This is a genomic window from Parapedobacter brassicae (assembly GCF_051400755.1).
GTDB lineage: Bacteria > Bacteroidota > Bacteroidia > Sphingobacteriales > Sphingobacteriaceae > Parapedobacter.
Window position 1 is genome coordinate 22,492 of record NZ_JBLFFL010000001.1, and the last position, 12,518, is coordinate 35,009.

The following is a 12,518-nucleotide window of genomic DNA, read 5'->3' on the forward strand; positions in this document are numbered from 1 at the left end:
GTTTTCGCCTTTTGGTCGTGTATCTTTGTGGCACATGGAGAAACGTTCAGCACTGTATGACCTGGTCATCATTGGCGGCGGCCCGATCGGGTTGGCCTGCGGTATCGCTGCCCAAGAAGCCGGACTGACTTACCTCATCGTCGAAAAGGGGTGCTTGGTCAATTCTTTATACCACTACCCCCAAAACATGACCTTTTTTTCTACGTCTGAGCGGCTGGAAATCGGCGAGGTCCCTTTTGTATCGATCAATCCAAAGCCCAAACGCGCCGAAGCGCTTGAATACTACCGCCGGATACAGCAGAAGTTTGCACTGCATATCCAGCTGTTTGAAGAGGTGACCGCAGTACATCAGCGGGTCGCCGGTTTTGACGTCGTGACATCCAAATCCACCTATCGCGCGCGTTATGTGGTGGTCGCCACGGGATTTTATGACATCCCCTGCTTACTGGACGTGGAGGGCGAAAACCTACCTAAGGTGAGCCACTACTACAATGACCCGCATTACTACGCGGGCCAGCGGGTAATCGTCGTGGGGGCCAGCAACTCGTCCGTGGATGCGGCATTGGAGGTCTACCGCAAGGGAGCGGACGTTACGCTGGTGGCCCGGGGAGCAGGAATCGGTCCCCGGGTAAAGTATTGGGTGCGACCGGATATGGAAAACCGCATTACCAGCGGCGAGGTGCGTGCCTTATTCAATAGCACGATCACCGCGATACGTCCCACCGAGGTGGATATCCGCACGCCGGATGGTCCCCTCACCCTCAAAAATGATTTTGTACTGGCGCTCACTGGCTATCAGCCCAATTTCGCTTTTCTGGAGAAAATCGGCATCAAACTGGCCGATGATCCTTCCCGCGAACCCTATCATGACCCGGAAACGATGGAAACGAACGTGCCCGGTCTATTTCTGGCCGGAGTGGTCTGCGGGGGTATGAATACACACCTTTGGTTTATCGAAAACTCCCGCGTGCATGCCCAGCAAATTATAAAGCGGATTCAATCTTCCTGACTTCCAGTCCTTTCAAAAACACCGTGGCCAATTTTTTCTGCAGATTCAATATCCGGTCAAATTCTTCCTTGGTGGGGAATAACATGCCTTTGAGATTTTTCAATATACTAAAGCGCATGCCTCCCAGTGCATACAGCATGATCTCAGCGGTCTCCTGTATATTTTCGACCGCTAAATGACCGGTTTCCACGCCTCTTTTAAAGATACCGCTGAGGAGGGCAATCTCCCGCACCTTCGATTCTTCCATCACACAAGCCATCTCATCGGGCATCTGCTGCACCAACGACAGCGAATGCTCGAGCAGGTTGTAGTATTTAGTAATAAACGCAATCCGCTTATCCAGGATGAACATTATGGCTTCGTGGCAGTCGTCTATCACGGTCAATCCGGCTTCAATCTCTTCGAACGACTGGTCAATCACATACCCCAACACCGCAGCATATAAGGCATTCTTGTCGGGAAAATAGTAATACAGCAGTGCTTTGGAAAACGAAAGGTCTTGCGCAATTTCGGACATGGTGGTCTTCGCCATACCGAAATGGGCAAACCGGCGGGTAGCGGCTTCTAATATCTGTGTGCGTTTTTTATCTGCGTTTATCATACATTGCAATCAACTTAATTGCGCTATCAGGTCAATAACTTATCTTTGGTGCTAAAGATAACACGTTAAAGTTACGTATTTGTTTAAACAATTGAAAATATCGGTCAGCATATTATGGGGCTATTGATCAGGGAGCATGTCTCACTAAAACACTACAACACATTCGGGGTGGAGGCATTTGCCAAGCAGTTTGTCGAAATCGATAGCGAAGAAGCGCTAATCCAGCTGTTTACCCGGGAGCGAGCGCTTACGCAAGCACCGCTCTTGGTCTTGGGAGGCGGGAGCAACATGCTGCTTACCCGCGATTTTGACGGACTGGTTATCCGGATCAACATCCAAGGGATCACACACACCATCTCGGGAGCGGACGTCACGGTCACCGCAGGGGCAGGCGTGGTGTGGAACGACCTGGTGTGGTATTGTGTAGACCGCCAATTCGCCGGTATCGAAAACATGGCACTGATCCCGGGTACCGCGGGCGCGGCTCCCATCCAAAACATCGGTGCTTATGGCGCCGAGCTCAAAGACGTTTTTGTCAGGTGTCGCGCATTTGATACACAACGTGGGGAAATTTCCACATTCGAAAAAGAAGATTGCAGGTTTGGTTATCGAGAAAGTATCTTCAAGAACGAAGCAAAAGGACGCTACATCATTACGCAAGTGACCCTATGTTTATCCCTCACCTCGACCCTCAATACCTCTTATGGTGCGATCGCAGCGGAACTAACCAAGCGAAACATCACGCAGCCTTCCATTAAAGACATTGCCGAAGTCGTATCCGCTATCCGCACCGATAAGCTGCCTGATCCATCAACCATCGGCAATTCGGGCAGTTTTTTCAAGAATCCGATCGTACCTGTAGCGGCGTTAACGCGGTTGCAGGCTGCATTTCCTGAATTGATGATTGTGCATTATCCCGTAGACGATGCGCACGTAAAGCTGGCCGCCGGGTGGCTGATCGAACAATGCGGCTGGAAAGGCAGACGAGTGGGGAATGCGGGTACCTGGAAAAACCAGGCATTGGTATTGGTAAACCATGGAAACGCCACTGGAACAGAAATATACGACCTTTCTGAACAGATCATCCAAGACGTGCGAATGCGATTCGGGATCACGTTGGAACGAGAAGTAAACATGATATAAAGTTATCAAAATTTTTTGCTACATTAGCCTAGTCTTAGATAACCATTATAACATTTAGCACGATACTTGCAGTATTCTCCACGACACTAATTAAACAACAAACAAACGTCAGTTTTCCCAATAAGCCCAAGCTTATTGCATCATAAATTGTTTAACTTGGAGATTCAGGGCCACCGACCTGAAATCCCTTAAACCGTAAAAAGATGACGCGATTTGAATTTAATACATTAGTGGTGCAACATACCGAGTCATTGAGGGGTTATGCACTGCATTTTACCCGTGATGATGAGGATGCGAATGATCTGGTACAGGACACTATGCTCAAAGCAGTCACTTACCATGGCAGGTTTAAAGAGGGCACAAACCTCAAGGGATGGTTGTATACCATCATGAAAAACACCTTCATCAATAATTACCGACGGTTTGTAAAGACGAGTATGCTGGTTTCGCAAACCGACGAGATTTCAAGCGCGCATTTGTTGCACAGCGCCGCGACCAACGGGGGTGAGCGCACGTTCGTGATGGATGACATCAAGCATGCAATGGCCGGATTGACCGATGAATATTATGTGCCGTTCAGCATGTATTTTGAAGGGTATAAATACCATGAGATCTCCGCACACTTGCGCATCCCCATCGGCACAGTCAAAACACGCATACATGTAGCGAGGCGAACGATGAAAAAAGCATTGACGGTGTACCAGTATGAGCGATCATAATGTGCTGCAAGGACTACCTGTGTACACCAGATCACAACTGGCGCTGCGAAATGGGCAAGACCGCCCGGAAATATGGATTGCCTACCAAGGGCGCATCTATGATGTCTCTGAGAGCCGCCTGTGGCTCAAAGGCATGCATTACGAACACTGGGCTGGGCAAGACCTTACCGAGGAATTGATAGATGCCCCGCACTCGGATACAGTATTTTCGAAGTTTGAAATGATCGGCACGCTGCTTTGAAGCCGCTACCCCTGGTTTTCAATTTCAAATTGACTGAGTTCCGTAAACCGGGTTATCCGCTCGCTGATCAGCTGGCCGTCCAATTCTCTTAACCGCTCCGTACCGAATTTTTCGACGCAGAAGGAGGCCAACACCGATCCAAAGATCACCGCATTTTTCATGTTATGAAACGTCAGCGTACCGACCTTGGCCAGGTACCCGATGAATCCGCCGGCAAAAGCGTCTCCCGCACCGGTGGGATCGTATACCGCTGCCAGCGGCAGGGCGGGCGCTGAAAATATCCGCCCGTCACCGAATAGCAGCGCACCATGCTCGCCTTTTTTGATGATCAGGTATTTGGGACCAAGCTCCAAGATCTTTTCCGCCGCCTTTACCAACGAATACTCGCCCGAAAGCTGCCTGGCTTCCGCGTCGTTGATGGTCAGCACGTCTACTCTTTTCAATACCTGCATCAGGTCATCCCATGCCGTGTCCATCCAAAAATTCATGGTGTCTAATACCACCAACTTCGGTTTGCGCCGCAATCGGTCTAACGTGGTCAGTTGCACCTGCGGGGTGAGATTGCCCAAGAGCAAATATTGGCAATCTTGGTAACTATCGGGAACAATGGGGTCAAAATCGGCCAGTACATTCAGTTCGGTGACCAACGTATCGCGGCTATTCATATCATTATGGTACTTGCCCGACCAAAAGAAGGACTTCTCCCCTTGCTTGATCTGCACCCCCTCGAGGCGTATCCCTTTGGATCGCAGTATATCCAGATTCTCCTCACCGAAGTCCTCGCCGACCACGCTGATCAATTTTACTTGGTCATATAGATAGGCCGCTGCAAGGCCGGCAAAGGTAGCCGCCCCCCCTACTATTTTAGCTGTTTTTCCGAAGGGTGTTTCTATCGCATCGAAAGCAACTGTACCGATGATAACTAAACTCATATGTATTGATTTTGGCCGCAAAGGTATGCCTTTTCGGGGGCATATGAAACAATAATTGGCAATGTCCAACTTTCATTGTAAGTTTGCCGCTATGCTTAATCGGCTTATCGCCATATTACTCGTTTGCTCCCTCTTCACGGAAAGTATTTCCCGGTTGCTGGTGACGGCTGCTTTTGAGCTCAACCAGCGGTACATCTCCGAGTATTTCTGCGTGAACAAGGATAAGCCGATGCTGCATTGCGACGGACACTGCTATTTGGCTAGGAAACTCAAGGAAGCCGAAGACAACGAAAAGAAATCCGAGAAGGAATCACATCACGTCAACTATCAGCCTGCATATATCACCGAAACGTCTGTGTGGATCTTCCCGGAGCCTTCGATCGTAACCCATCATTCCGCCGAACTGCCTTTCGATCTACCTACACAACTGGTGGAAATTTTCCATCCGCCACGGGCGTAACAACCTTCATCACGCTTTTAGGACGTCAAACCCGCGCCCGGACTGATCCGGCAGTGCGGAGGTTTCATACTGGTTTCTAGTCCAGCTTATCATATCATTACAGATGAACTTATACCGCTTTTTCAGCAATACACTCCCGTGTCTTGCCGCATGTATATTGCAGGCCAACGCGCAGGATAACGACTTAACAGGTCATATTTATGACACCCAGACCCGCCAGCCCTTGGCAGGTGCGACCATCCGTGACCATACCGGACAGCTCGTGGCCCAGTCCGATCGCAACGGGTACTTCCGGGTGAATCGCTATGCCATTCAGCATACCGTTGTGGTGACGTTGGTGGGCTACAAGACGCAGCATGTAATCGTTGCGGACGACCGGACGGGCATTAACATCCAATTGGAGGCAGATCCCGTCCAACTGGATGAAGTGCGCGTAGGACTCAATCACCGGGCTAACCGGGAAACACCGGGTGCGGTAGCGCTATTAACAGCCGACGATATCCAGCGTGGCAGCGGCGTGTCGCTGCAGTCGGCCCTCAACACTGTCGCCGGTGTGCGCATGGACCAGAGCACGCTATCCGACTCGCGTATCTCCATCCGCGGCAATGGTGTGCGATCGCCATGGGGCATCCGGGCGGTGAAGATGTACGTAAACGATATCCCCGTCACCGAGACGGACGGAACGACACGTATCGAGGCGTTGGACGTCAACAACATCGGCCGCGTAGAGATCATCAAAGGTCCGGCATCCAGCATCTATGGCGCGGGTACTGCCGGGGTCATCAATTTCCAGTTGCAGCGGGCGCCCTATGGCGAGCGCCGCCTGGAGGTATCCGGACTCACCGGCAGGTATGGTCTCAACCGGATAGCTACTGCCTATCGATCGGGCGGCGACAAGGCCAACAGTTATATCGCCTATGGTTGGCAGGAATACAACGGATACCGCACCCACAGCAACGATATGCGGCGTTTCATCACCGGAAATTTCCAGTTTTTCCCAAGCGACAAGCAAATTATCACGGTGCTGCTGAACCGGACGACACAGCATTCGCAAATACCGGGGGCGCTTACGCAGGACCAGATCGCGTCAAGTCCCATACAGGCGAACGCCGGCAATATGGATAAGGCCGCCGGAAGGTATCAGAACTGGACGCGTATAGGTGTGGGGCAGCAGTATCGCTTCAACGAAAAGCTGTCCAACAGCACCAGCGTGTTCACATACTTCTATGACCTCAACCATCCCCTGGCTTATGCATATATCCGCAATCACTATCAAAGCTACGGAGGGCGCACGCGCTTTACCTATGACCCTGGCTTCAGCTCCTTTGCCACCCTCTTCACCGTCGGTGCCGAGGTTAACCAAGGACTCACCAAAGGCAGCCAGTACGCCAATGAACACGGTACTGAAGGTGCCATCAACGCCAATGTCGACAACCAAAATACCTTTTATTCCCTTTTCTACCAATCGGAAACCGCTCTCGGTCCTAAGACGATGCTTACCCTAGGCTTGGGATTTAACAGTCTACGGTATGACGTGCGGGATTACCTATTGCCTCATCAAAGCGGCATCAAACAATTTGATCCACAGGCGGCACCGCGGGTGGCCTTGAGCCATACGTTCGACGAAGCGCTAAGCCTGCACGCTAGCGTCAGCACGGGCTTTACGCCACCAACCGGTTCCGAGATCAAGCTTGCCGATGGCGCCATCAACCCTTATTTACAGGCAGAGAAAGCAGTCAACTATGAGCTCAATGCCAAAGGTGCCCTATTCCGCTCGCGGCTCAGCTATGACCTCTCGGTGTTTAAAATGAACATGAGCGGCGAATTGATTGCCCAATCCGTACAGCAGGGCATCACCACTTACCATAATGCAGGCAAGACCGATCACCGGGGTGCGGAGTTGGCCCTTTCTTGGCTTGCACGCACGCAGGACGATAACGGGTGGATACGCCAGTTGCGGCCATTTGCCGCGGTGACCTATTCGGATTTCACGTTCGTCGACTACAAGATCCGGAATGTCGATCAGGCCGTTACCGCCGTGTATGATGGTCATGCCCTCACCGGCATCGCTCCTTGGGTGATCAGTGCCGGAGTAGATGTCGACACGGAAACAGGCCTTTATGCCCGTTGCAGTTACCTGTACAACGATCGCCTGCCGTTGGATGACGCCAATACCGTATACCATCCTTCGTATCACGTGTTGAGTGCCAAGATCGGCTACGCACATACCATCCGCAAGTACATCCGGATCGACGTATATGGTGGCATGGACAACCTGCTGAATGAGCAATACAGTTCCTTCGTGGCACTGAACGCCATAGCCTACGGTGGCGGCCAACCGGCATTCTACAACCCGTCCCCCGGCCGCAACGCCTATGGCGGCATTAATCTCAGTTATTTATTCTAAGACCATGAAGAAATCATTCATCATATATGCCCTAGCGGCGGTCGTGATTGCCGCCTGCACCACGCCGTCCCGCGACGACGAACCGGTCAAAACGCTCGATCTCGGCCACCGTTCAGCAGTAGGGCCTTATTTTACCAGCGACCACCACGGAAAGCCCGTGCTTTGCTGGACGGAAACGAACGGCCACGATAGCACCTATCGACTGGCATTTGCTTCGTACGACATTCAATCCGGTGACTTCGGACCGGCTACGGTGGTAGCGGGGTCTGAGGGTATCGGCACCTCTGCCGAGAGCATGGGCAAGGTGGCTTTCAAAGACGACGGTACCATTGTAGCCATTTTCGCGAAGCCCTTCGAACAGGAAAAGAACCCCTTTGCGGGGGCTATTTACTATACTGTTTCCACGGACAGTGGTGCATCGTGGTCAGTCCCCTTATTCCTGCATTCGGACACCGCCCATCATTATGGACGCAATTTCTTTGACATTGCGCGCCTCGGCAACGGGGAAATCGGTGCCGTGTGGCTGGATGGACGGGGCGAATCCATCGAAGGGTCTACCCTGTATTTCGCTGCCACTACCCCCGACCAAGGATTCACCGGGGAGACCGTGCTCCATCGCGGCACATGCGAATGCTGCCGGACAGACCTCCTTGTCGACGACAGCGGGGCGGTCCACGTAGCCTATCGCAGCCTCCAATACCCCGCGGCGCGGTTTGGCGAGCAAGTCCGTGACATGGCCTATGTACGCTCCGAAGACACCGGCCGGTCGTTTACCGCCGAAGTCGCCATCAGCGCGGACAATTGGGCCATCCGTGCCTGTCCGCATACAGGTCCGACGCTCGCCGCCGAAGGCGGACGTCTCCATGCTTTATGGTTCACCGCGGGCGGCAATGCCGGACTCTATTACACCCATACATCGCCGCAAAGCGGTCATTTCGGTAAACGCGCGCTGCTCACCTCTACAGGCAGTCATCCGCAATGGGTAGCCGCCGGTGCGGACACGCTGGTAGCGGTCTATGAGGACTTCTCCACGCCTAGGGCAGATCATGCTGCACATGGAATCACACAAGGGCATCACCACCATGAACACGCCGAGGCCAGCGGCGGATCGCGCATCCTCCTGCAACCGATCATCGCCGGGCGCCCCGTAGCGCCCATACCCCTTTCCACAGGCAAAGCGGCGAACCATCATCCGGTGATCACGCGGGTCCATGACCGATTGCTGGTCGCTTGGGTCTGTGAAGAAAACGGCAGGAAGGGCATCGCTTACCGCGAGACCACCGCACGAGGGCCTATGGATTAACCAAACCGTCCCTTCACGTAGTTGGCGGTCATCTCGTGTTCGGGTTGCTCAAAGAGGGCTTTGGTATCGCCAGCTTCGATCACTTCCCCGAGGTACATGAACACAGTTTTATCCGCGACCCGCTGGGCCTGTTGCATGTTATGCGTGACGATCACAATGGTATAGTCTTTTTTCAGCTCGACGATGAGCTCCTCGATTTTCAGGGTGCTCAGTGGGTCCAGGGCGGAGCAGGGTTCGTCCATCAGGATCACCTCCGGCCGGAGGGAGACTGCTCGGGCGATGCAGAGGCGCTGCTGCTGTCCACCGGACAACCGGGTGGCGGGCTTGTGCAGTTCGTCCTTTACCTCTTCCCAGATATAACTTTCCCGGAGCGCGTGTTCAATAATTCCCCTCCGCTGCTCCTTGGGTATGTTATTTATTTTCAGTCCGTAGTTGATGTTCTCATAAATACTTTTCGGAAAAGGGTTTGCCCGCTGGAAAACCATGCCGATCCGCCGTCGCACCTGCGTCACCGACAATCCCTTTTCATACAGGTCTTGGTCGTCCAGTAAAAACCGGCCTTCGATCCGGGCATCCGGCGACAGGTCATGCATACGGTTGAAGCAACGCAGCAGCGTGCTTTTGCCACAGCCCGAAGGTCCGATCAGCGCCGTGATCTGGTTGCGCGGAAATTCCACATGAACATTCTTCAACACATGCTTGCTACCAAACCATAGGTTTACCGAATCCGAAGATAGTTTCGTCAGGTTGTCATTCATCGTTTACTATGTTTATACCGGATGTAAAACGCGGTGAGGTTCAATAAAAACACCACCGCTATGAGCACCAGCGCGGTGCCATAGGCCAACGGCCTCACCGCTTCGATGGCGTGGTGCTGGGTCGAAAGCATATACAGGTGATAAGGGAGCGCCATGAATTCCTGATTAAGGGACCCCGAGGGACTGTTGATGTAAAAAGCGACACCTGTGAAGAGGATCGGGGCGGTTTCACCCGCTGCCCGGGAAAGCGACAGCACGACACCCGTCAATATCCCCGGCAAAGCCGAGGGCATGACCACATCGCGGATGGACTCAAACTGGGTGGCGCCCATGGCCAGCGCGGCTTCGCGCGTGCTTGCCGGAATGCGCCGCAGCGCCTCTTCTGTGGTGGTAATGATGTACGGCAGGGAAAGCAACCCCAGTGTCAGCCCTGCCGAGAGCAGGGACGTTCCCAGTTGCAAGGCCTGTACAAACAGTGCAAGGCCAAAGAGGCCATAGATAATCGACGGTACCCCGGCCAGGTTGCGGATGGAGGCCCGTATCAAACGGGTGAGCCAGCTATCTGTGGCATATTCATTTAGGTACACCGCACAGCTCACCCCGAATGGAACAGCCACCACCGCAGTGATCAGCGTGAGCAATACTGTACCCGTAATCGCCGGAAGAATACCCCCCTTGGTCATCCCCTCCGTCGGCAGTGCACTCACAAATTCCCAGGAAAGCGAAGGCGCACCCTTACTGATAAGATCCCATAGGATCGCGACCAGGAAAAAGCAGACCGTCCCTGTAGTAAGCAGCAGCGTACCCCACTCGATCACCGGTGTAAGTTTCTTCATCATGCGGAATGGTATTTTCGATACTTATTCACAAAATATTCACCCAACACATTGACCACCAGCGTGAACAGGAACAGTACAGCAGCAATGGCAAACAGGGAATAGTAGTGAGTGGTCTGATAGGGCACCTCACCCATCTCAATGGCGATGGTAGCCGTGATCGTCCGCACCGAATGGAAAAAACCTTTCGGAAAAGCAGAAGCATTTCCCGTAGCCATCAGCACCGTCATGGTCTCGCCGATGGCCCGGCCGACGCCCAGCATCACCGCCGCCAGAATACCCGGCGCCGCTGCAGGGATGGTGACCCGGATGAGGGTTTGCCACCGGCTCGCGCCTACGCCGTAGCTGGCTTCCTTATAGGAATTGGGAATACCCTGAAGGGCATCTTCGGCAACGGTGACAATGGTGGGAAGGGCCATAACCGCCAGCAGTATGGCGCCATTAAGTGCATTCAGTCCGTTGGACTGCCCGGTGAAACCCGCGATGCCAGGCCCCAGCACGACGATCCCCAAAAAACCGATGGCTACCGAAGGAACGGCGGCCAGCATCTCAATGGCGGGCTTCAAGATGCTCTTCAGCCGTTGGCCGGCATATTCGGAGAGGAACGCGGCCGTGCCGATCCCCAATGGGATGGCGATGGCCATGGCCCCGAGCGTGACCAGGCAGGTACTCACCAGCAAGGGCAATATACCATATAATGCCGGATCGCCCGAAGGGTTCCACTGCGTGCCGGTGATGAAATCAAGTGGTGCGATCTGCAAGAAAAACGCTGTGGTATTCCACACCAGCATGAAGAATATACCGCCGAGAATGGCAATAACCAAGAACCCCGTTGCCCTGACAAACAGCCTCACGGCCCCGTCGATGTTTTCCCTTACGCTCAGCTTCATCCTTTGAATTTGACTAATGAACAATATAATAACCCGATTCCTGAATCAGCCGTTGTCCCACCGGTCCCTTTTCAAAAGCGATGAAGGCAGCGACTTTCTTCCATGATGTTTCCGGGATGAACTGGTACAAGGGGCGCTGGAAATAATACCGTCCTTCGGAGATGGCCAGACTGTCCAACGGAGAAATAGCTCGTTCACCGACCGCCGGAGCAATTTTCAGCACTTTGACCGGTTGATTTTTCCCGTTATGGAGCACATAACCCGCACCCACATAGCCGATGCCTGTACCATCCATCTTGATGCCTTCGATGATCTGGGCGTTCCCATTCATTTCCTTTGCATCCCGACTGAACTGAATACTCAGCTTTTCACGCACAAAGGCGTGCGTCCCTGAATTGCTTTGCCGCCCGTAAATATTCACCGGCACGTCCCGCCCGATCACCGGCTTCCAGGACCTGATCTCCCCGCTCAGTATTCCAGCCAGCGTGGCCAGGTCAATACTATCCACGGGAAAATCTTTCCGCACAATAAATGCCGTGGCGTCCTCCGCAAAAATCACGGTCCGCAATGCGATATCCCGATTCTTGAACATTTCCTTTTCATCGGCATTCAGTGGCCTCGACGAATTGGCGATATCCGCCTGCCCGTTGAGGAGCGACGCGATGCCCAAGCCCGAGCCCCCGCCGGAAATGGCTACGCTCAGGCTGTCATTTTCGAAGTAAAAATGTTCGGCCAGCCCCACAGCCAGGTTCACTTCTGTGTCGGAGCCTTTCACCTTGATGGCCTTTTCATGATCGCTGCATCCTGTCAGCAGCATCAACCCCAAGTAGCCGAAATACCTCATATCAAAAACCATTACCTCCCAAATGTAAACAACGAACATTATGAAATTGTTAACCCAATATCAACAACGCCCCCATGGCCCATCCCTCCATCATTTTCCCGCAATCACGAAGTGGCATTCAAGCAAAAAGTCCACTTCACGTCAAACACTAACCCCTATTCGTTGTTGATATCAAGGAAATGATTGTTGGATAGTCGTCATGGAAATCAATTATATGATCGTGGCCCTTGTCCTTTTGGGCGTCATCATACTGGTGATCTGGTTGATCAGGCGGAACCAGAAAGACAAAAAAGAGCTGGAACGGAAGCTGAACCTTTCGGACCTCGAACCGGAGAAGCACAGCGAAGATGACCTGTGAAACGTTATGATTATATG

Annotated in this window: 14 protein-coding genes; 8 read left to right on the plus strand and 6 right to left on the minus strand. The window is 52.9% G+C overall.

The annotated features are described in order from the left end of the window. The first annotated feature begins 34 nt into the window (after positions 1–34). Positions 35–1,009 carry a YpdA family putative bacillithiol disulfide reductase gene (locus ACMGDE_RS00105; RefSeq protein ID WP_436830706.1) on the plus strand — a complete coding sequence of 325 codons (975 nt, stop codon included), beginning with the start codon at positions 35–37 and terminating at the stop codon, positions 1,007–1,009. Here ACMGDE_RS00105 and ACMGDE_RS00110 read toward each other — a convergent pair. Beyond that, positions 984–1,610, minus strand: coding sequence for a TetR/AcrR family transcriptional regulator (locus tag ACMGDE_RS00110; RefSeq protein ID WP_436830707.1), 627 nt, complete (start codon positions 1,608–1,610; stop codon positions 984–986). The two genes, ACMGDE_RS00105 and ACMGDE_RS00110, sit on opposite strands and share 26 nt — an antisense overlap. A gap of 114 nt (positions 1,611–1,724) precedes the next feature. Here ACMGDE_RS00110 and murB point away from each other — a divergent pair, with 114 nt between their 5' ends. The 3 genes from murB to ACMGDE_RS00125 all read left to right on the plus strand — a co-directional run bounded on the left by murB (position 1,725) and on the right by ACMGDE_RS00125 (position 3,713). Then, positions 1,725–2,753, plus strand: coding sequence for a UDP-N-acetylmuramate dehydrogenase (murB, locus tag ACMGDE_RS00115; RefSeq protein ID WP_436830708.1), 1,029 nt, complete (start codon positions 1,725–1,727; stop codon positions 2,751–2,753). 203 nt (positions 2,754–2,956) lie between these two features. Continuing rightward, entirely contained in the window at positions 2,957–3,472 is a 516-nt protein-coding gene (locus tag ACMGDE_RS00120; RefSeq protein WP_436830709.1) for an RNA polymerase sigma factor, read from the plus strand. Further along, on the plus strand, positions 3,459–3,713 hold the full coding sequence (locus tag ACMGDE_RS00125) for a cytochrome b5 domain-containing protein (RefSeq protein WP_436830710.1): 255 nt from the start codon (positions 3,459–3,461) through the stop codon (positions 3,711–3,713). The genes ACMGDE_RS00120 and ACMGDE_RS00125 overlap by 14 nt, the downstream gene beginning before the upstream one ends. 5 nt (positions 3,714–3,718) lie before the next feature. Here ACMGDE_RS00125 and ACMGDE_RS00130 read toward each other — a convergent pair whose 3' ends face one another. Then, the gene (locus tag ACMGDE_RS00130) at positions 3,719–4,645 is read right to left on the minus strand and encodes a PfkB family carbohydrate kinase (protein WP_436830711.1); all 927 of its coding nucleotides are present in this window, start codon (positions 4,643–4,645) and stop codon (positions 3,719–3,721) included. A 91-nt stretch (positions 4,646–4,736) separates the two neighbouring features. Between ACMGDE_RS00130 and ACMGDE_RS00135 the strand changes: the two genes are divergently transcribed. The 3 genes from ACMGDE_RS00135 to ACMGDE_RS00145 all read left to right on the plus strand — a co-directional run bounded on the left by ACMGDE_RS00135 (position 4,737) and on the right by ACMGDE_RS00145 (position 8,815). Further along, positions 4,737–5,105: a hypothetical protein gene (locus ACMGDE_RS00135; protein ID WP_436830712.1), complete on the plus strand. Its 369-nt coding sequence runs from the start codon at positions 4,737–4,739 to the stop codon at positions 5,103–5,105. 103 nt (positions 5,106–5,208) lie between these two features. Beyond that, positions 5,209–7,512 carry a TonB-dependent receptor domain-containing protein gene (locus ACMGDE_RS00140; protein WP_436830713.1) on the plus strand — a complete coding sequence of 768 codons (2,304 nt, stop codon included), beginning with the start codon at positions 5,209–5,211 and terminating at the stop codon, positions 7,510–7,512. Positions 7,513–7,516: 4 nt separating this feature from the next. Then, a complete protein-coding gene (locus ACMGDE_RS00145) occupies positions 7,517–8,815 on the plus strand; it encodes a hypothetical protein (protein WP_436830714.1) in 1,299 nt (432 codons plus the stop codon). Here the strand turns inward: ACMGDE_RS00145 and pstB are convergent. Genes pstB through ACMGDE_RS00165 form a run of 4 tightly spaced genes read right to left on the minus strand, consistent with a single transcriptional unit; the run spans position 8,812 to position 12,143 of the window. Then, the gene (pstB, locus tag ACMGDE_RS00150) at positions 8,812–9,573 is read right to left on the minus strand and encodes a phosphate ABC transporter ATP-binding protein PstB (RefSeq protein WP_436830715.1); all 762 of its coding nucleotides are present in this window, start codon (positions 9,571–9,573) and stop codon (positions 8,812–8,814) included. The genes ACMGDE_RS00145 and pstB overlap by 4 nt on opposite strands. Beyond that, positions 9,570–10,412: a phosphate ABC transporter permease PstA gene (gene pstA, locus ACMGDE_RS00155; RefSeq protein ID WP_436830716.1), complete on the minus strand. Its 843-nt coding sequence runs from the start codon at positions 10,410–10,412 to the stop codon at positions 9,570–9,572. Before pstA ends, pstB begins: the two co-directional genes overlap by 4 nt. Next, positions 10,409–11,299, minus strand: a complete 891-nt coding sequence (gene pstC / locus ACMGDE_RS00160) for a phosphate ABC transporter permease subunit PstC (protein ID WP_436830717.1) — start codon at positions 11,297–11,299, stop codon at positions 10,409–10,411. The genes pstA and pstC overlap by 4 nt, the downstream gene beginning before the upstream one ends. A gap of 13 nt (positions 11,300–11,312) precedes the next feature. Continuing rightward, on the minus strand, positions 11,313–12,143 hold the full coding sequence (locus ACMGDE_RS00165) for a substrate-binding domain-containing protein (protein WP_436830718.1): 831 nt from the start codon (positions 12,141–12,143) through the stop codon (positions 11,313–11,315). A gap of 199 nt (positions 12,144–12,342) precedes the next feature. On the opposite strand from ACMGDE_RS00165, the gene ACMGDE_RS00170 reads away from it, so the two are divergent. Beyond that, the gene (locus tag ACMGDE_RS00170; RefSeq protein WP_436830719.1) at positions 12,343–12,501 is read left to right on the plus strand and encodes a FeoB-associated Cys-rich membrane protein; all 159 of its coding nucleotides are present in this window, start codon (positions 12,343–12,345) and stop codon (positions 12,499–12,501) included. Positions 12,502–12,518: the final 17 nt, after the last annotated feature.

Bases quoted from the DNA above. Each gene is read 5' to 3' on its own strand.
- ACMGDE_RS00105 (WP_436830706.1), top strand. From the start codon at position 35: ATGGAGAAACGTTCAGCACTGTATGACCTGGTCATCATTGGCGGCGGC.
- ACMGDE_RS00110 (WP_436830707.1), bottom strand. From the start codon at position 1,610: ATGATAAACGCAGATAAAAAACGCACACAGATATTAGAAGCCGCTACC.
- murB (WP_436830708.1), top strand. From the start codon at position 1,725: ATGGGGCTATTGATCAGGGAGCATGTCTCACTAAAACACTACAACACA.
- ACMGDE_RS00120 (WP_436830709.1), top strand. From the start codon at position 2,957: ATGACGCGATTTGAATTTAATACATTAGTGGTGCAACATACCGAGTCA.
- ACMGDE_RS00125 (WP_436830710.1), top strand. From the start codon at position 3,459: ATGAGCGATCATAATGTGCTGCAAGGACTACCTGTGTACACCAGATCA.
- ACMGDE_RS00130 (WP_436830711.1), bottom strand. From the start codon at position 4,645: ATGAGTTTAGTTATCATCGGTACAGTTGCTTTCGATGCGATAGAAACA.
- ACMGDE_RS00135 (WP_436830712.1), top strand. From the start codon at position 4,737: ATGCTTAATCGGCTTATCGCCATATTACTCGTTTGCTCCCTCTTCACG.
- ACMGDE_RS00140 (WP_436830713.1), top strand. From the start codon at position 5,209: ATGAACTTATACCGCTTTTTCAGCAATACACTCCCGTGTCTTGCCGCA.
- ACMGDE_RS00145 (WP_436830714.1), top strand. From the start codon at position 7,517: ATGAAGAAATCATTCATCATATATGCCCTAGCGGCGGTCGTGATTGCC.
- pstB (WP_436830715.1), bottom strand. From the start codon at position 9,573: ATGAATGACAACCTGACGAAACTATCTTCGGATTCGGTAAACCTATGG.
- pstA (WP_436830716.1), bottom strand. From the start codon at position 10,412: ATGATGAAGAAACTTACACCGGTGATCGAGTGGGGTACGCTGCTGCTT.
- pstC (WP_436830717.1), bottom strand. From the start codon at position 11,299: ATGAAGCTGAGCGTAAGGGAAAACATCGACGGGGCCGTGAGGCTGTTT.
- ACMGDE_RS00165 (WP_436830718.1), bottom strand. From the start codon at position 12,143: ATGAGGTATTTCGGCTACTTGGGGTTGATGCTGCTGACAGGATGCAGC.
- ACMGDE_RS00170 (WP_436830719.1), top strand. From the start codon at position 12,343: ATGGAAATCAATTATATGATCGTGGCCCTTGTCCTTTTGGGCGTCATC.